At 57.7% G+C, this 18,234-nt stretch carries 17 protein-coding genes; 8 read left to right on the forward strand and 9 right to left on the reverse strand.

What is annotated here, in order from left to right; genetic code table 11:
- Positions 1-370 precede the first annotated feature (370 nt).
- The 6 genes from galE (at position 371) to U862_RS0114770 (ending at position 6,571) form a co-directional block, all read left to right on the forward strand.
- Complete coding sequence (gene galE, locus U862_RS0114745; protein ID WP_025111093.1) at positions 371-1,387, forward strand: UDP-glucose 4-epimerase GalE; 1,017 nt, start codon at positions 371-373, stop codon at positions 1,385-1,387.
- Positions 1,388-1,618: 231 nt separating this feature from the next.
- Positions 1,619-1,855: a hypothetical protein gene (locus U862_RS0114750; protein ID WP_003226528.1), complete on the forward strand. Its 237-nt coding sequence runs from the start codon at positions 1,619-1,621 to the stop codon at positions 1,853-1,855.
- Positions 1,856-1,999: 144 nt separating this feature from the next.
- A complete protein-coding gene (locus U862_RS0114755; protein ID WP_049828012.1) occupies positions 2,000-3,064 on the forward strand; it encodes a polysaccharide biosynthesis/export family protein in 1,065 nt (354 codons plus the stop codon).
- Positions 3,065-3,072: 8 nt separating this feature from the next.
- Positions 3,073-3,738 carry a YjbF family lipoprotein gene (locus U862_RS0114760; protein ID WP_025111095.1) on the forward strand — a complete coding sequence of 222 codons (666 nt, stop codon included), beginning with the start codon at positions 3,073-3,075 and terminating at the stop codon, positions 3,736-3,738.
- Positions 3,735-4,496 carry a capsule biosynthesis GfcC family protein gene (locus U862_RS0114765; RefSeq protein WP_025111096.1) on the forward strand — a complete coding sequence of 254 codons (762 nt, stop codon included), beginning with the start codon at positions 3,735-3,737 and terminating at the stop codon, positions 4,494-4,496. Before U862_RS0114760 ends, U862_RS0114765 begins: the two co-directional genes overlap by 4 nt.
- The gene (locus tag U862_RS0114770; RefSeq protein WP_025111097.1) at positions 4,493-6,571 is read left to right on the forward strand and encodes a YjbH domain-containing protein; all 2,079 of its coding nucleotides are present in this window, start codon (positions 4,493-4,495) and stop codon (positions 6,569-6,571) included. The genes U862_RS0114765 and U862_RS0114770 overlap by 4 nt, the downstream gene beginning before the upstream one ends.
- Positions 6,572-7,119: 548 nt before the next feature.
- On the opposite strand, the gene U862_RS0114775 is transcribed toward U862_RS0114770, so the two are convergent.
- The 3 genes from U862_RS0114775 to U862_RS0114785 form a co-directional block, all read right to left on the reverse strand.
- Positions 7,120-8,514, reverse strand: coding sequence for an undecaprenyl-phosphate glucose phosphotransferase (locus U862_RS0114775; protein ID WP_025111098.1), 1,395 nt, complete (start codon positions 8,512-8,514; stop codon positions 7,120-7,122).
- 388 nt (positions 8,515-8,902) lie between these two features.
- Positions 8,903-9,562 (reverse strand): helix-turn-helix domain-containing protein, encoded by a 660-nt coding sequence (locus tag U862_RS0114780; protein WP_025111099.1) that lies wholly within the window; start codon positions 9,560-9,562, stop codon positions 8,903-8,905.
- A gap of 279 nt (positions 9,563-9,841) precedes the next feature.
- Complete coding sequence (locus U862_RS0114785; RefSeq protein ID WP_025111100.1) at positions 9,842-10,582, reverse strand: winged helix-turn-helix domain-containing protein; 741 nt, start codon at positions 10,580-10,582, stop codon at positions 9,842-9,844.
- 505 nt (positions 10,583-11,087) lie between these two features.
- On the opposite strand from U862_RS0114785, the gene U862_RS0114790 reads away from it, so the two are divergent.
- A complete protein-coding gene (locus U862_RS0114790) occupies positions 11,088-11,921 on the forward strand; it encodes an undecaprenyl-diphosphate phosphatase (protein ID WP_025111101.1) in 834 nt (277 codons plus the stop codon).
- Positions 11,922-11,973: 52 nt separating this feature from the next.
- On the opposite strand, the gene dusA is transcribed toward U862_RS0114790, so the two are convergent.
- Positions 11,974-12,984, reverse strand: a complete 1,011-nt coding sequence (dusA, locus tag U862_RS0114795; RefSeq protein ID WP_029977666.1) for a tRNA dihydrouridine(20/20a) synthase DusA — start codon at positions 12,982-12,984, stop codon at positions 11,974-11,976.
- Positions 12,985-13,086: 102 nt separating this feature from the next.
- Between dusA and U862_RS0114800 the strand changes: the two genes are divergently transcribed.
- On the forward strand, positions 13,087-14,211 hold the full coding sequence (locus U862_RS0114800; RefSeq protein WP_025111103.1) for a site-specific integrase: 1,125 nt from the start codon (positions 13,087-13,089) through the stop codon (positions 14,209-14,211).
- Between the two features lies 1 nt (position 14,212).
- On the opposite strand, the gene U862_RS0114805 is transcribed toward U862_RS0114800, so the two are convergent.
- The 5 genes from U862_RS0114805 to U862_RS0114825 form a co-directional block, all read right to left on the reverse strand.
- Positions 14,213-14,488, reverse strand: a complete 276-nt coding sequence (locus U862_RS0114805; protein ID WP_025111104.1) for a pyocin activator PrtN family protein — start codon at positions 14,486-14,488, stop codon at positions 14,213-14,215.
- On the reverse strand, positions 14,485-14,781 hold the full coding sequence (locus tag U862_RS0114810; protein ID WP_025111105.1) for a hypothetical protein: 297 nt from the start codon (positions 14,779-14,781) through the stop codon (positions 14,485-14,487). The genes U862_RS0114805 and U862_RS0114810 overlap by 4 nt, the downstream gene beginning before the upstream one ends.
- A gap of 66 nt (positions 14,782-14,847) precedes the next feature.
- Complete coding sequence (locus U862_RS0114815; protein ID WP_025111106.1) at positions 14,848-15,141, reverse strand: hypothetical protein; 294 nt, start codon at positions 15,139-15,141, stop codon at positions 14,848-14,850.
- Positions 15,142-15,156: 15 nt separating this feature from the next.
- Positions 15,157-17,952, reverse strand: a complete 2,796-nt coding sequence (locus U862_RS0114820) for a toprim domain-containing protein (protein WP_025111107.1) — start codon at positions 17,950-17,952, stop codon at positions 15,157-15,159.
- 2 nt (positions 17,953-17,954) lie between these two features.
- Positions 17,955-18,188: a hypothetical protein gene (locus U862_RS0114825; protein ID WP_025111108.1), complete on the reverse strand. Its 234-nt coding sequence runs from the start codon at positions 18,186-18,188 to the stop codon at positions 17,955-17,957.
- Positions 18,189-18,234 lie beyond the last annotated feature (46 nt).

Here is an 18,234-nt window from a genome sequence, read left to right on the forward strand (position 1 = left end):
ATGGAACACCGTCAACGGGTGCGCGCACTAACGAAGGTGTGCAAGTTTCAATGAATATTGAAGGACTGCTTTAATACCTGAGTCAGGTGCTGAGTGGCAATTAGCAAGCGCGGTAAAACATGACAATGTTATGAGATGTCGGTAACAGCGTTATTAGTTATTTTTAGTCGGTATCTGTTGATAGTGACGAGTGTACTTGGGGTGCTAATAAGTACCCGGCAATACAGTTTGACCTGCAAAAATATTTATTGCCAGTGGTTGAACTAATTTTGTTTGAGGCTGTTGTCGTCCTTCTTTGTGTGGTGCGCCACAGAATGAATAAAAGGGACTTGACAGGCTACTAGTCACTTATCCAATGACGGACCGCGCTATGAAGATTCTGGTAACGGGTGGCGCCGGCTATATCGGCTCGCACACCACACTTGCGCTGCTGGAAGCAGGTTATGAAGTTGTTGTACTGGATAATCTTTGCAACAGCAGCGACGCGGCACTGCACGCGGTGGAAGGCATTTGCGGCAAACGTGCGTTGATGATCCGCGGCGATGTCTGTGACCGGACGTTGCTGGACCGGATTTTTCGCGAGCACCACATCGAAGCTGTCCTGCATTTTGCCGGGCTGAAAGCCGTGGGCGAGAGCGTGCGCAAGCCGCTGGAGTACTACGAGAACAACGTCGGCGGCAGCGTCACGCTGTGCCAGGCGATGGCCGCGGCAGGGGTGTTCCGCCTGGTGTTCAGCTCGTCGGCCACAGTGTATGGCGAGCCTGCGCAGATGCCGATCCGCGAGGATTTCCCCACCGGCGTTCCGACCAACCCTTATGGCCAGTCCAAACTGATCGTCGAGAACGTGCTGCGCGACCTGAGTCAGGCCGAGCCGCGCTGGAGCATCGCCTTGCTGCGCTACTTCAACCCGATCGGCGCCCATGACAGCGGGCACATGGGCGAAGACCCCAACGGCATCCCCAACAACCTGCTGCCTTACATCAGCCAGGTGGCGGTTGGCAGCCTGCAGGAGTTGTCGATCTTCGGCGACGATTACCCGACGATCGACGGCACCGGCGTGCGCGATTACATCCACGTCGTCGACCTTGCGGATGGCCACCTGAAGGCGTTGCAGTCGATTGCCGGTCGCCCGGGCATTCACACCTGGAACCTCGGTACCGGCGACGGCTACAGCGTGATGCAAGTGCTGCGCGCCTTCGAGCAGGCCAGCGGGCAGCCGGTGCCATACCGGGTGATGCCGCGTCGCAGCGGTGACATCGCCGAGAGTTGGGCCGATGCCTCGAAAGCGGCAAAGGAACTCGGCTGGAAAGCCACGCGCAATTTGCAGGACATGGTCACCGATACCTGGCGCTGGCAATCGAACCATCCTCGCGGTTATCTCGAATGATGTCGTTCTAATACTGAATGTTAGTTTCGGTCAGGTGTTAGATATCGTCGGGAAAATACGCTGGAAATGCCTTTTGCAAGTCCGTAGATATAAACCTGCCGTTCGACTTTTATCAGTTGGGTAAGACTGTGAAAGAGCGACGGATCTTGTTCGCACTTTTCGCGGACTTGAACTCTACCACCTCTAACACCGGCCGGTTTTTAACAGGCCGACTGTTAGAAAGGAGTTGATATGAAAAAAGTGATGGCGATTGCCCTGTTGACGATGTTGAGCAACTGGGCATCCGCCGCTGAAGCACCGCTTACTGCGGTAACCAATGTATCTGGCAGTGTCGCGGCTTCTACAGCGCCTGCTGCCAGTACGGCAATGGTTGCCAGCGCAGTCGCGGCGTCCAACAGCGGCGGAAGTGCCAACGGCGGTACCACCGGTACGACCGGTACCACCGGCACCACCGGCACGCACAACTAACAGGAATATTTGTTAGTGCAGTACAGGGTCGCCCGACGCAAGTCGGGTGACTTTGTTTTTAGATTTGCCCTTGAATAGCGTAGTGCCATTATGACTCGTAGTTTTTCTCTCTTGATGTTGGCAAGTATCGCTTTGCAAGGTTGCATGTTTTCCCCTGGCCAATACCTCAGCACCAGTGACATCACCCGCCAGGGCGCCAGCGAGAGCAGTCGGGTCGAACTGATCCCGATCACGCCCAAGCTGATCTCGATGACGCGCGCCACGCAAAAGCGTGAATCGGTGCCTGCGGAACTGCTGGCAACGCCTGCCGAATACCGCATCGGCAGCAACGACGTGTTGTACATCACGGTGTGGGATCACCCGGAGCTGACCGCGCCATCGGGGGCACAACAGCAGATCGACGCCAACGGGCGTCTGGTGCGCTCCGATGGCACGCTGTACTACCCGTTCATCAAGGAAGTGCAGGCGGCCGGCAAAACCATCCAGCAACTGCGTGCGGACATCGAAACCCGACTGTCGGCGTTCATCGCCGAGCCGCAAGTGGATGTTGCGGTGCTGCGTTTCGCCAGTCAGAAAGTGGTGGTCTCGGGCGCCGTGGCCAAGGCCGGTCCACAGCCGATTTCCACCAACCCGTTGAGCGTGGTCGAGGCCCTCGGTTCCGCCGGCATCGATACCAACAATGCCGATTTGTCGAGCCTGCTGCTGACCCGCAATGGTCGGGTGTATCCGCTCAATCTCGACGCACTCAATCAGCACGATTCCGAGTTGCAGAACGTCTACCTCAAGGGGGGCGATCAGCTGTATCTGCCGTACAACGACAACAAGCGCATTTACGTCATGGGCGAAGTCAATCAGCCCCGTGCGCTGAGCTTCAAGACTGCGACGATGAACCTGTCCGACGTACTTGGTTCGGTCGGCGGCTTGAGTCAGACCACCTCCAACGGCAATGCGGTGTACGTCATTCGCGGGGTGGAGAATCTCGATGTCGAGCCGGCGAAGATCTATCAGCTGGAAGCCGAGTCGCCAACGGCCATGGCCCTCGCTTCGCACTTTCAAGTACGTCCCCAGGACGTGGTGTATGTCGGGCCTGCCAACGTGACGCGCTGGAATCGCCTGATCAGCCAGTTGGTGCCATCGGCATCGATTGTCGGCACCGGCGCTTCCGCTGCGAAGAACTGGAGCGAATTCAGTAACAACAACGCCAAATAGGCCCGACTGTGAAAACCTTGAAAGTTGGCGTCTGCCTGATGGCGGCCTTGTTGCTGTGTGGCTGTAACCCGCTGATGACCGCTTCGGTGCGCAACCTGAAATCAGCGGTGCTCGGCCCGGATGATCTGGATGTGACGGCGGCTCAGGTGGCCGAGGTCAAGTACCCGCAAATCAAACTGACCACGCCGTCCGGCTCCGGGGTGCTGGCGCTGGTGCGCGAGCGTGAAGACCTGCAGTTCTGGGTTGCCTCCGGCAAGCAGGTATTGCTGCTGCGTGACGGCCTCGCCGTGCGCACCATCGGCCTTGGCGTGGAGGGTGATCTGGACGGCACGCGGCTGTCCGACGACGCGCCGTTCAAACAAGGCCTGCACCGCGTTGCCGATGGCTTCACCACCCAGCGCTGGATCGACCTTTACAAGGGGCAGGAAGTCGGCTTGATCGTCAACAGCCGCTTTTTGCGCCGGTCCACGCAAACCCTGGACATTCTCGACAAGGAATACACCGTGCTGCGTGTCGACGAGCAGATCGACGTCCCGGCCATCGGCCTGCGTGCGACCAACCATTATTGGGTTGATCCGGTGGACGGTTTCATTGTGCAGAGCGAGCAGCAACTGACCTCGCAATTGCGCGTGCGCATCGTGCAATTGACGCCTGATCGCAGGCATCTGCCGTGAAGCGCTTGCGGATGTTATCGGCTTGCCTGTTGTTGATCAGCGGCGTCGGTCAGGCAGCGGTCACCGTCAGCGGCGACGTCGCCAATCCGGGACCGGTCGAATTGCCACCAGGCGGGCGCTTGCTTGACGTGATCAGCGTGGCGCAACCGAATGCCGAAGGTTACTGGCTGGCGGGGGAGTTGCTGCGTCAGTCGTTGCTGGACGAGCAGGCCCGGCTCAAGGCTGGGGTGCTGTTCGATCTGGATGTGCTGCAACGCATGGCTGCGCTGTTCGACCGCCCCGGTCGGGCGGCACTGGCGTTGCGCCTGTCCGGGCAGGTGCAGCAGATGGCGGTCACTGGCCGGCAGGTCGCGGATCTCGATCCGGTCGCGGTGGAAGTCGGTTTCGCGCGCAACATTCGCCTGGATGACGGCGATCGTCTGATCTACCCGAAGCGGGTCGATGAGGTGCAAGTGCTGGGCGCGGTTGCCGACACTTGCCACGTGCCTTATCAGCCGCTGCTGGAGGCGCGCGAGTACCTGCAAAGTTGCACGCCGCTAGACGATGCCGAGGCCGATTATCTGTGGCTGATCCAGCCCAATGGTGCGGTCCGGCGCGTGGGCATTGCGCACTGGAATCGCGAGAGTGGGCACTTCCCAGTGGCCGGCAGCAAGATTCTGGTGCCGGTGAAAAACGATGATCTTGATCCGCCTGTTCCTGAACTGAATCAGCAGTTGGCCGAATTGATTGCCACGCAGCTGGCTGAGGTGGTTCGTTGAAGTTACGTGTTGCAGCTGTGTTGTTATTGCCGTGCGGTTTGGTGCATGCCGAGCCGCGCATTACTCAAAATGATTTCGGTGGCACGGGGCTGTTGCAGACGCCGACGGCGCGCATGGCCCCGGCCGGCGAACTGAGTGTCAACGCCAACCGCACCGAGCCTTACAGCCGCTACAGCGTGTCGCTGCAGCCGCTGGACTGGCTCGAAGGCTCGTTCCGCTACACCGCCATCACTAACCGCCCGTACGGGCCGGAGTCGATGAGCGGCAGCCAGAGCTATAAGGATAAGGCGGTCGACGTCAAAGTCCGGTTGTGGGAGGAGAGCCACTGGGCACCCGACTTCGCCATCGGCTTCCGGGACATCGGCGGTACCGGCCTGTTCGCCAGTGAATATTTCGTCGCCAACAAGCGCTATGACAATTTCGATTTCAGTGCCGGCATTGCCTGGGGGTACCTGGGCAATCGCGGCGACATCGACAACCCGCTGGGCTATCTCGATGATCGCTTCAAGACCCGGCCCGCGATGGAAGGCACCGGCGACGTCAACGCCGGTTCGTACTTTCGCGGCAAGCCTTCGTTCTTCGGCGGCGTGAGCTATCAGACGCCGTGGGATCGGCTCAGCCTGAAACTCGAATACGAAGGCAACGACTACAAGCACGAACCGAAGGACAACGTGATCGTGCAGGACTCGCCGATCAACCTCGGCGCAGTGTTCAAGGTCACCGATTCGGTTGACGTCAGCGCGGCGTGGGAGCGTGGCAACACGGCGATGTTCGGCGTGACTTTTCACACCAATTTCGTCGGCCGCAAGGCGCCGGCCAAGACCTACGACCCGGCGCCCGAACCGTTGCCGGCGAAGGTGCCGACCACGCCGCTCGATCAGGTCAACTGGGCCGATGTGTCGCAACGCCTGCAGCAAAATGCCGGGTACAAGGTCGAGCGCATCAGCCAGCGCGATTCCGAGTTGATCGTGTACGGCGAGCAGCAGCGCTACTTCCATTCGTCCAAGGCAGTTGGCCGCGCGAGCCGGATTCTCGACAACAGTGTGAACGACGACATCAACTGGTTCACCGTGGTCAACAAGCGCTACGACTTGCCGCTGGAAGAGACCAGCGTGCCACGCCAGACCTTCCGTGAAGTGATCAACAACGAGGAGCCGCTGGAGTCGTTGCACCGCACCACCGAGATCAATCCGGCGATGCCGCACAACGAGAAAACCCTCTATGCCGAAGCGCCGCAGCATTTCAGTTATGGTGTCGGCCTGGGCTTCAAGCAAAACGTCGGCGGCCCTGATGGCTTGCTCTATCAGTTCAGTGCCGACGCGGATGCCGAGTACCGCTTCAACCGCAACACCTGGTGGAGCGGGCTGCTCAGTGCCAACCTGGCGAACAACTTTGACAAGTTCAGCTACGATGCGCCGAGCGGTCTGCCGCGGGTGCGCACCGATTTGCGTCAGTACCTGACCACCTCGGAGGTGACCATGCCATTGTTCCAGGTCAGCCATGCCGAGCAGTTGGACAAAGACCTGTATGGCATGGTCTATGGCGGGTATCTGGAGTCGATGTTTGCCGGTGTCGGCGGTGAGGTGCTGTTTCGTCCGACCGGCGAGCGCTGGTCGGTAGGCGCCGATCTGAACTATGTACGCCAGCGTGAATTCGACCAGGGTTTCGGCCTGCGCGACTACTCGATCTGGACCGGCCACATCACCGGTTACACCGACCTGCCGTACGACACGCTGGCTGCGGTCAGCGTCGGTCGCTATCTGGCAGGCGACTGGGGCGGCACGCTCGACATCTCCCGCGAGTTCTTCAACGGCGTGCGCTTCGGCGCCTGGGCCACGATCACCACCGCCGGCAGTGCGGAGTACGGGGAGGGTAGTTTCGACAAGGGTATCTATCTGTCGATCCCGTTCGACGAAATGATGAGCATGTCGACCATGCGCCGCGCCAACCTCGTCTGGGCCCCACTGACCCGTGACGGCGGCGCAAGGCTCAATCGCAGCTTCCAGCTGCACTCGATGACCGACAGCCGCGAGGGCGACATGTTCTACCGCAACTTCTCGAAGATTACCGAGTAACCCCCGGAACCTGTAGGAGTGAGCCTGCTCGCGAAGGCGTCAGCGCATTCGACATCAATGTCGCCTGACCCACCGCTTTCGCGAGCAAGCCCGCTCCCACAAAGGTACCTGCGGCAAGCCACCCATCCCGATCCAACGCCCAATCCCCGGTGGGAGCGGGCTTGCTCGCGAAGGCGTCAACGCATTCGACATCAATGCCACCTGACCCACCGCTTTCGCGAGCAAGCCCGCTCCCACAAAGGGACCTGCGGCAGCCACCCATCCCGATCCAGCGCCCAATCCCCTGTGGGAGTGGGCTTGCTCGCGAAGGCGTCCGTCCATTGAACATCAATGCTGCCTGACCCACCGCTTTCGCTTGCAGGCAAGCTCCCACAATGAGTTCTGCGGCAGGCCACAAATCCCGATCCATACCGAGATCCCCTGTGGGAGCTAGCCTGCTAGCGATGGCGTCAGTCCATCCAGCATCAATACCCGTTCCCTCTAAACCCCGCCCACAAAAAAGGGGACTTTCGTCCCCTTGCGGTATTGCCTGGCCTAGCACCAGCCCATCAATAAATGTCTTTCGACAGCAACGTAAACGGCGTCTTCACCAGAATCTTCAGATCCAGCCACAACGACCAGTTGTTGATGTAATGCAGGTCCATCTCGACGCGACGCTGCATCTTGTCGATGGTGTCGGTCTCGCCACGGCAGCCGCTGATTTGCGCCAGGCCGGTGATACCCGGTTTGATTCGGTGACGGGCCATGTACGCGAGGATTTTCCCCGAGTAGTAGTTGTTGTGCGCCACCGCGTGCGGACGCGGACCGACAAGGGCCATCTGTCCCTGCAGCACGTTGAACAACTGCGGCAGTTCGTCCAGCGACGTGCGGCGGATGAAGCGCCCGACCGCAGTGATGCGCGAGTCATTGCGGCTGGCCTGGATCACCTCGCGGTCATCGTGAACGCGCATTGAGCGGTACTTCCAGACCTGAATCACCTTGCCGTTCCAGCCGTGGCGATCCTGCTTGAAGAACACCGGGCCGGGAGAGCTGATCTTCACCGCCAGCGCAATCAGCAGCAGCAGCGGGCTCAACAGGATGATTGCCAGCAACGCCACGCCTTTTTCCACCAGACTTTTGCTCAGGGCAGCGGTAGGGCGGCTGGTCAGCGGGCTCTCGTTGAGGCAGATCGCCGGCAGACCGTCCACCACCTTCACTGAGTGGTTGAGCAGGGTCAGGCTGTTCAAGTCCGGTACCCAGACCACATCAACGTTGGCACCCAGCAAATCGACATACATCGCTTCGATTTTCGCGGCTTCCGCCAGTGGCAGGGTGATGTACAAACGGCGGATGTCATGGTCCTTGATCAGTTGCAGCAGATCTTCCTGATCACCGACCACACGTGGTGCGTCCGCATCCAGATTTGCCGTCGCACCATTGCTGACCAAACCGACCAGCGGCAGGTTTTCCACCTGACTGATCTTCTTCGCCAGGCCCAGTGCCAACTCACCCGTTCCGACGATCAGGGTCTTCTGCGCGCTGGTGCGGGAACGCTGGTAGTACTTGGAAAATGCATGCAGCGGCGCGTACAACAGCGCCTGACCGAGGAAGCCGTACACCGCCCAACTCAGCGTCACTTCACGGGAGAACACCTCGTCGGCCTTGCACACGAACGCGATACAAGCCAGCGCCACCATGGTCATCGACCAGCCCATGAACAAACGCCCGAGCCCGGTCAGGTAATTGTCCTGCTTGCGATACACGCCGCTGAACGTATACGCCGGCACCGAGGCCAGTACCGCCAGTGTCGCGCACATGCGGTAATAGAACTCGACCGTTCCTGTGTGTTGTTCAGCCAGCATGAACAACAGCGCAACAATGAAACTCTGCGCCAGCGCCCATTGGCCCCAGAAGGTAAGTCCCTTGAGGCCGTTATTTCGATTGATCCGTAGAGAAAGTTCCATGAGATATCCCCAGAAATACGTCCATTCAGGTTTCGACAGTTGAAGTCCGAGTTGCTAGTAGGCTTGTTGTTGTTATTGGACGAGTGTCCTGAGGTAACAACGTCGATAGGCCGAACTGTCGTCAATCAATAGACTAAGTTATTGCCGGAGAGGGTGTCTGACGAGTTCTAACAAGATGGCACAATGCCAACTTTTTAATAATCAAATACAAGGCTGTTAGAAAAGGTCGCAGAACGGAGGGTGAATAAATTATGTTGTGTTTGTTACTGTAGGAGGGGTGGAGGCAGGGAGCTTTATTTTACCAGGGGAGGTGAAGTCAAACAGAGTGCTCTTGTTGTTTTTGTAATCGCACTGTTCTGTTTGTCTTGTTCGTGGATATCGTCGGTGTTTACGCCACGATGTCCTGGATGAGGCAATAACCGCGGTTTCTTACGGCACGAAACAAGCGCTCACCATTACTGGCACTTTTGAACTTGTCCTGCAGGCGACTCAGGCACATCTCAAGGCCACGATACTGTTCCGGCTCGCGGCCGATGCTGAGGATCAGGTCATCTCGACTGACCACGCGTTCTTCGTGATTGAGCATCTTCCTGACCAACGCGGTCTCAAGCCCGGTAAGGCTGATCTCGACGCCTTCCTTGACCAGTGCGCCTTGATCGTTGTCCAGGTGCCAGGTCTCGCTGCACGGTGCGCCGTCTTCATTGGCTGAAGTCTGGTGGCTGGTGTCCGCGTTCATCGCCGGGACTTTGTGAAACGGAGTTGCCGATTGCGCGGCCAGCCATTCCGACTCGAGGGTGGCCAGTATGCGCTGAGTATCGTGTTCAATTGTGCGGGCGACGTTTTTCCGGGTGCCGCTTGGGTAAGAGAACTCCATCAGCAGGGGGGCGGAAGAGGGCGAAGTAGCACCTTCAATAAACATTTGTGCCTGAGACGTGCCAAACGAATTGAAGCGCTCGCTGGACAGAATGCTCTCAAGTTCACGCTGCGACGTTGTACTGTGAGTCACGACGACAAAATATTTTCTCGGGAGGGTTGTACTCGTTTCCATGTCTCTCTCCTAAAATGTGCACCAAAATGGGCGAAAAGATAAATCGGCAGGCGAGCAATGACTTCCTTGGAAGTAATCGACAGGCAGGGTCTGGGCCCAAAATGGCCCTCGATAAGTTCCACTCGTTCTGCTGCTATGTTGTTAAGTTTATTGTTATGGTTCGGTGTAGCCGCGCTCATTCAATTGCTTGATTATTAGTAGATTTGAAGTACAACTAGAGCTGTATGGTTGCATATGACGATCCTTCGTAAGTATGCAAAGAGGATGGCTGCCCGAGAGTCAGGCAGTCGATATCAGACCCCGCATCAGGCGATAGCCATAGCCGCGGATACTCTGAATCGCGTTTGTACCATACATGTCCTTGATTTTTCCACGCAAGCGGCTGATCGATTTTTCCAGCGCTCTCGGGTCGTAGAAATTGGTATTGAGCCCCATGATGCTGGCGATTTCATCATGGCTGAGGATGTGGTTGCTGGTCTGCGCAAAGGCTTCCAGGATCTTCATCTCGGCAAACGAGATGTCGAGTTTCTGGCTGGTGCCCAGCAGGCAGATACGCGTCGGGTCGAGCGTCAGATTGATATCCCGCTGCCATTCTTCGCTGTTGAAGAACTCACCAAGCAACTCTGTGCCCTCGTCGGAAAGAGTATTGAGCTTGATACAGAAGTCGGCACCGGCCAGAAAGTACTTGATCTTGTTGAAGGCGCCGCGACCGGTGATGACCGCGCAGATTATCGGCTTCAAGTTGTCGGTGCGCAGGTTCTCGATCAGCGCAAGATTGTCTTCCAGCGCTTGTGGACTGTCGATAACGAGAAAGATGGCCCGATACGAACCAGAAAGTTCATTGTGCTTATATGAACTAGTGTACGAACCGGCCTCAAGTGCCATATCAGTGCGTACGTGCTGTGCGACCAGCGTCCTAAAATGTTCAGCCACGCCACGGGTACGGCCCAGAGTGAGAACACCGGGTTCGTCGTTTGTCGGGCGCGGACTTCTAGTCGCCAAGTTCCCTGAGAGCATCATGCATTGACTCGAATTAGGTGCTGACATCGGGATGTTAAAGCACCGGTTCTCATCTGTGACTGACAATTGGTAACATTCACGCGATTTTTAGACGTGGCTCCCGAGTTTTCTAACAATAATTAAGCATTTCAAGCTTTTAGTTGATTTTCTCGGGGCTGTGAACTAGTCGTTACATGATGGCAATGTGGAATTGTGCCACTATTTTGAATCTGTGGCCACGGCTTTGTTCATGTCCAATTGCCACTGTCCGCGTTCACGAGATAGTGTGAGCTTGATCACACTTTATTGGCTGGTCGAACTTTTTGCCACTAAATGCCTGAATATTTTCACAGAGGTTCGTAGGCGGACGTTTATTAACATGGCTTGAGTGTGTCTTTTGATAAGACATATTCTCCGACGCCTGATCGGGCGATGGGTGTCGTTATACCGATTGTTTAACTTCAGATACTCAATTCCTGAATGCAGTTGACCGGTCGCTCATCAAGAGCGCTCTGACGGAGGATTAATGGATTTCTGGACCTTTATCCAGGTGTTGATTTTGGGCGCGGTAGAAGGCCTGACCGAGTTCTTGCCGATCTCCAGTACCGGCCACCAGATCATCGTCGCCGACCTGCTGGACTTCGGCGGCGAACGCGCCATGGCGTTCAACATCATTATCCAGCTGGGGGCGATTCTTGCCGTGGTCTGGGAGTTTCGACCGAAGATCTTCGACATCGTCAAAGGCTTGCCGACCCAACGCAATGCGCAACGTTTCACCCTCAATCTGCTGATCGCCTTTCTTCCGGCGGTGGTACTTGGCGTGTTGTTCGCTGACAAAATCCATCAATACCTGTTTAACCCGATCACCGTGGCAGTTGCACTGGTGGTGGGCGGCATCGTCATGTTGTGGGCCGAACAACGCCGCCACGTCGTGAGCGTCGAACATGTCGACGAGATGCGCTGGTCAGACGCGTTGAAAATCGGCTTCGTGCAATGCCTGGCGATGATCCCCGGCACTTCGCGCTCCGGCTCGACCATCATCGGCGGTTTATTGTTCGGCTTGTCCCGGAAAGCCGCCACAGAGTTCTCGTTCTTCCTCGCCATGCCGACCATGGTCGGCGCGGCGGTGTACTCCGGCTACAAATACCGCGACCTGTTCCAGGCCAGCGACCTGCCGGTGTTCGCTCTGGGTTTCGTCATCGCCTTCATCTTCGCCATGATCGCCGTGCGCGGCCTGCTCAAATTCATCGCTAACCACAGCTACGCCGCGTTCGCCTGGTATCGGATCGCGTTTGGCTTGTTGATTCTGGCGACGTGGGTGTTTGGCTGGGTGAACTGGACGGAAGCGGCAGCGGGGTGATGTGCACGCCAGGCGGATCAACCCGCCTGGCGCATTTTACGGAGGGAGGGCATCAACGCCCTTGTAGCAACTCGCCAGCCTGATCCAGCAACGCCAGCGGATCCTTGGCCTTGTGAATATCCACCGACAACAACTGACGGAATTTACGCGCCCCCGGGAACCCGGTGCCCAAGCCCAGCACATGCCGCGTGATGTGATGCATCGCGCCGCCCGCCTGCAAATGCGAGGCGATATAAGGCCGCAACTGCGCCAGCGCCTCGGCACGGCTGATCACCGGCGCGCTGCTACCGAATAACTGCTGATCGACCTCCGCCAGCAAATACGGATTGTGATAAGCCTCACGCCCGAGCATCACACCGTCAAAAGTCTGCAAATGCTCATGGCAGGCCTCCATCGTCTTGATCCCGCCGTTCAGCACAATCTCCAGCTCCGGAAAATCCGCCTTCAACTGCGCCGCCACGTCATAACGCAGCGGCGGAATGTCGCGATTCTCCTTCGGCGACAACCCCTCCAGAATCGCAATCCGCGCATGCACGGTAAAACTGGTACACCCGGCATCCCGCACCGTACCGACGAAATCACACAACTCGGCGTAACTGTCCCGCCCATTGATCCCGATCCGATGCTTCACCGTCACCGGAATCGACACCGCATCGCGCATCGCCTTCACACAATCCGCCACCAACTGCGGATGCCCCATCAGGCACGCACCAATCATATTGTTCTGCACCCGATCACTCGGGCAGCCCACATTCAGGTTCACCTCGTCGTAACCATGCTCCTGGGCCATGCGCGCGCAGGCGGCCAGATCGAGCGGAAGACTGCCACCCAACTGCAACGCCAGCGGATGCTCGGCTTCGTTGTGACGGAGGAAACGTTCGTGATCGCCGTTGAGGAGAGCGCCAGTGGTGACCATTTCGGTGTAGAGCAGGGCGTTCTTCGACAGGAGGCGTAGGAAATATCTGCAATGCCTATCAGTCCAATCCATCATGGGCGCAACGGAGAACCTTCTAGACAGCGTAGAGCCGGTGTTTGTTGGGTATGTAGCTGAATTCTGTATCATTTTGCTCTACGTGTTCTAAGCCGGTTTCAGGGGGTAAATAGGCGTTTTCTGAGATCGGTTGGTACAATGTACCAACCACTTTTCAAATTGTACCAGTTGACTATGGCCACGATCAGAGCACGGAAACGCACCGACGGCAGCACCAGTTACACGGCACAGATACGCCTGTTTCGAGATGGGACGCAAGTTTACCAAGAGAGTCAGACCTTCGCCCGAAAACAGGCCGCACAGGCTTGGGTGCGTAAAAGAGAAACCGAACTGGACGAACCAGGTGCGATCGAGCGGGCAAACCGACCTGGTGCGACGATCAAGGAAATGATCGATCGGTACTTGGCCGAGATGACCAAGGCGCGACCTCTCGGGAAGACGAAGCTCGGCACGTTGAAGGCGATCAGCGAATCCTATCTGGGGAAGTTGAACGACAGAGATGTGAGCAGCCAGCACTTGGTCGAATATGCTTTATGGCGCATGGGCAAGGAGGGCGGGGGCGTTCAGCCGCAGACGGCTGGCAACGATCTCGCGCACCTTGGCGCGGTTCTCTCGATCGCTCGGCCCGCTTGGGGTTATGAGGTGGATCCGCATGCGATGGCGGATGCGCGCCGAGTATTAAAAAAGCTCGGTTACAACATGAAAAGCCGCGAGCGCGATCGCCGGCCGAGCCTGGGCGAACTCGACAAACTGCTTACGCACTTCCGAAGTATCCAAACCCGTCGTCCAACTTCTATCAACATGCTTAAGCTGACGGGCTTCGCGTTGTTCTCCACGCGTAGGCAAGAAGAGATTACCCGGATCCGCTGGGATGATTTGGACGAGGCTGGCCAGCGGGTTCTGGTTCGTGACATGAAGAACCCTGGGCAAAAAATCGGTAACGACGTCTGGTGTCATTTGCCGCCAGAAGCATGGGCGATCCTTCAGACCATGCCTAAAGTGCTGCCTGAGATTTTTCCTTACAGTGCTGAATCCGTGTCGACGTCCTGGACAAGGGCCTGCAAAATCCTGGGCATTGAAGATTTGCACTTTCACGATCTTCGACACGAAGGCGTCAGTCGTCTTTTTGAAATGGATTGGGATATTCCGCGAGTGGCGAGCGTGTCGGGCCATCGAGACTGGAACTCAATGCGCCGTTATACCCACTTGCGCGGGCGAGGGGATGTATATGCGACTTGGGAATGGTTCGAGCGCATCCTGCAGGCGCCCGTAAAACTGGGCGCCAAAACGTTGAAGTGAATTAGCTGCTGCGCGGCGCGCTATTCAGTTGATTACTTTCTTTGACTGCTGCAGCGCGCTGTTCATCCAGGTAGGCCGACAGGTCTGCAATATGAACACCTTTCGCACTTTTCTGGCTCGGCTCCATGCGAGTAATCGGGAGCTTTATCTGCCCGGCACCAACTTTGCGTTGAAACATATCCGTTGTCAGGTGCGTGAAGTAATCCTGGCACACTCGATCCAGGGGAATTACCACTTGGCCGTTGTATTGGGCCATCAGTACAAACAGCGTTTTCATAGTGCGATTCCTTCGAGTGAGTAAGTTCGATCAATTGGGGGGCGGTCGGCTGTTGATTTGCCTGCCAGTAGTTGAGCGACAACAGCGAACTCTGCCGCATCAATGTCGCCCAGCTCCTTAGCGAAAGTGGTAAGGCATTCAAGCCGGATCCGCGCTGCTTCAGTTTTCAGTACTCGATAATCAAACAGCGCTGTACCTACGATTTTGATAGCCATCAGATGCCGTGCGTGCGGGTCACTGTTGTTGAGTGTGTTAGCCTTTGAATCGCTGCTGCTTTGGTGCTGTGCTTCCATGGTGTTGCCCTCAGTGGTGGTTGATGTCGGGGAGGTGCGACTCCTCGACATCGTTTCTCTTTTCCGTCAGTCCTTACGCGCCAGGTGAATCACCAGGCCGTCATAGTCCGGCACATGTTCGACACATGATTGCCACTCCAATACCTTCAAGATCTTTTGCCGGCTGCAGTCGTCGACCAGGATTTCGCGCTGGCCACCGGCGGCGCGGACTTCCAGAATCTGCAGCAGACCTTCTTCGCCGTAAGCACCGGCCTGAATGATCGGCGCGCTTTCGCCCACAAACGCCAATCGATCCTGAACAGCCTGCAGCTTGTTGGTTTTGCCGTCGCCGGCGTTGCCCATAAACACTTGAACTTGCATCGGTGTAGCCTCCTTTTACGCTTTGAAGATCCAGCACTTGACCGTCGTCGGACGGCCCGGCGCCAGTGGGGTTTTGGCGTTCAGCGCCGCACGTACCGCGCTGTGCACGGCCTTGTTGGCGTCCAGAAATTTGCGCGAACGGGATTCTTTGAGCAGGTCGCGCAGGGTCGCCACGTCGGCCAGCTTCTGTTTGTGCTCGGCGGCGCGTTCGCTGAATTCGTTGAGGTTGATCGCGATGACGTTCGGGTCGCTGCTGTGGTCGACCACCGGGTCTTCGCTGAGCGACTGGAGGTAGTCGTACACCTCCCAAAACTCGGCCACCGCCGGATGGTCGGAGCTGATCGAGGCCTGGCGCTCGATGGCCATACGCACGATCTGCCGCTGGGTTGCGGATACCTGGGCGTCGTCCAGTTTCAGAATCAAGCGCAGGGCATCGAGTAGCGACAGCAACTGCGCATGGTTCTTGCTGATTCGCTCGACGCGGATGTAACCGCGCAAGTTGTACCCGCAGCTGCTGCAGTTGCCTTGCTCGTTGGGATACTCCGTACCGCAGGCAAAGCAGTGGGTGTGCAGGCGGCGCAGTCTGGCTTCGTGTTCGGGCATGTGTTGGGCGAACAGCTCAAGCACAGCCGATTCCTTACCGACGGCCCGAATCAGGAAGTGGCTCAGCGTGCCTCCGTCCAGGGCGTTCAGTTTGTCTGCCGCCACGCGGCTTTGCGGGGTCACTGTCGGCCGAATGAAGTGCAGCTTGACGATCCGGGTCATGATCGCCTCATGAGCGACCACGGCCGCGTTCTGGCTGATGGCGATCGTGCCGCGAAACGGTGGTTCGTACGTTTCGTTGCCGGCGGTCTTCACGCCTTTGGTGGCCAGGGTGCCGCCGCCGTAGAAGTCTTTCAGTTCGTCCCACTCGAAGGTCTTGGCGTGCGATCGATCATCGCCGTGGCGATCGGCTTCAAGGAACACCACCGGCATGCCCGACACCTGGCCCATCAACCGCGAGCGACCGGCTTTCGTCGACTTCATTGGGTCGAAGCCTTCGTAGCCTTCACGGCCGAGCAGTTTCCACAGCAGATTGAGCAAAGTGGTCTTGCCGGCGCCGGCCTCGCCCGTGGCTTCCAGAAATGGAAACGACTGGTAGCGGCCGCGGATTTGCTCACAGAACAGCGAACCGAAAAAGAACACCAAGGCCACCAGGCCTTGGGCACCGAAGCAGGTCCACAACAACGGCAGCCAGGCTTCGTTGAAGTCCTTGCCATCGCGCTGCAGTTTGATCGGGACGCCTTTTTGCAGTGTCTTCAGACGCAATTTGCCGAACTCGAAATAGTCCTCGCTGTTGACCTTGTAGGTCGTGCCGTCCTTGATCGCCAAGTCGCCATAGACGTAGCAGCCATATTCCTTGCTGTACCCCACGTAGTCGATCGTCGACACGGTTTTGATGCCGAACAGTTGGTCCTTCATCAGCTTGTCCAGCTGCTGGCCGCTGCCGGTGTACATGGCACCGGCGGCCATGCCGAGCAGGCGTTTTTTGAATTCGCTGGCCGCTGACAACTGCCCGCTGGTGAAGGTGTTCTTTACGCTCTCGGAGTCGTGCGGGAAATCGACGCGCAGGTAATACCAGGACTCGTCCGTGACTTCGTTGCGCTGGAAATACAGCGCCTGTGGATAACAGTTGGCGATCTCGACCACGCTGCCGGACTGCTGCAGGGCTTTTTCGCGCTGCTGCGACTGGTTGAGCAGTTGGTCGTCGTGGTTCTCGCTGTCCTCGATGTCCTGCATCGCCCGGTTGAATTTCTCCATGTCCAACTTGAACCAGTACAGGCGGCTGCCGAAGCCCAGGTGAAATTCCCCGCGCTTGTTCCAGTCGTACATCAGCAGCGCTTTTTCGGCCGCGCTTTCGGCCAGCAGCAGGGCGCCCAGGTGGCGGGTCTGTTTAAGATCCGCTGCCACCTGGTTGGCGCGCTCGCTCTCATCTTCGATAAACCCCCAACGCTGGTGCAGGTCGTTCCAGTCATTCTTGCGGCCATCACGCAGTGGGATCTGCGCCGCCTCGCAGACGAACCCCAGTGCGCGTGCCTGCTTTGCCCAGCGTTTGGTGTAAGTGTGCGCACCCGGTTCGTTGTCGAGTGCCCAGACCAGTTTGGGCAGCTTGCCTTCACGGTCACGGGCCAGCGCTCGCAACGACTCTTCAGGAAAGGCGTTCGAAGACATGGCCGACACCGCGACGATGTCGTTGTGCACCAGGGCGATGGCGTCAAAGATGCCTTCGACAATCCAGATCTCTTTCGCTTCCAACAGGTCCACGCAGGGCGGGCACCACCAAACGCCGCGATAGCTGTCCTTGGATTTGAACCGGGCTTTCATCTTGCCGAAGCGGTGCGGACGATCGATCAGGCGTTCCCACCAGCCGCCTTTTTCCAAGGCAAAGCGCACCGTCGCGCTGCCGGCGTTGTGTTCGACGGAGTAGAAGCTTTCCTGAGTGAACCAACCCTGGATCAGTTCGATGCGAAAGCCTCGGGCGAATTCCAGGTAGGCACGCGCGGTGGCGTTGGGGTGTTGGTCGGTGGCCGGCGCACGCTTGCTCCAGTCTTCGAACAGGTCTTCGTACAGCTCCTTCACATGCAGGGTGTGCGCGCATTTTTCGGGTCTGCCGCAGATCACCAACCACGGAGCCTGAATGCGGGTGTACAGCGTTTTCTGCCGGCACTTCGGGCAAGTTCCGCCGCGCATGTAGTGGGCGTCTGACCGTTGCTTAAGCCCGTAGTCGTTTTGCAGGCGCTTGATCACGTCGCTGCGCAGTTGCTCTTTCATGGTTACTTCGCTTTCTTGAGGCAGAGGGAGAGGGCGCCGATCAGGTGTTTCTGAGCAGCCATCACGGGGCAGTTCGCGAGGATTGAGCCGTGGCGCAGGCCATCGGGGATCAGGCGGAACTGGTCTGCGTACCAGAGTTCGTTGAAGTTGAGACGGTACTGCTCGCGCAGGTTGGCCAAGAGCGCTTGAGCCTCTACAGGCGTCAGTTTTGCGTTGATGTTCAGGGCGTTTTCCATCGTCAAACCTCAATTTCGGGCGCAGCTCACCCAAACCCACAGGAAT

The sequence above is a fragment of the Pseudomonas sp. H1h genome (assembly GCF_000633255.1).
In the GTDB taxonomy this organism is placed as follows: domain Bacteria; phylum Pseudomonadota; class Gammaproteobacteria; order Pseudomonadales; family Pseudomonadaceae; genus Aquipseudomonas.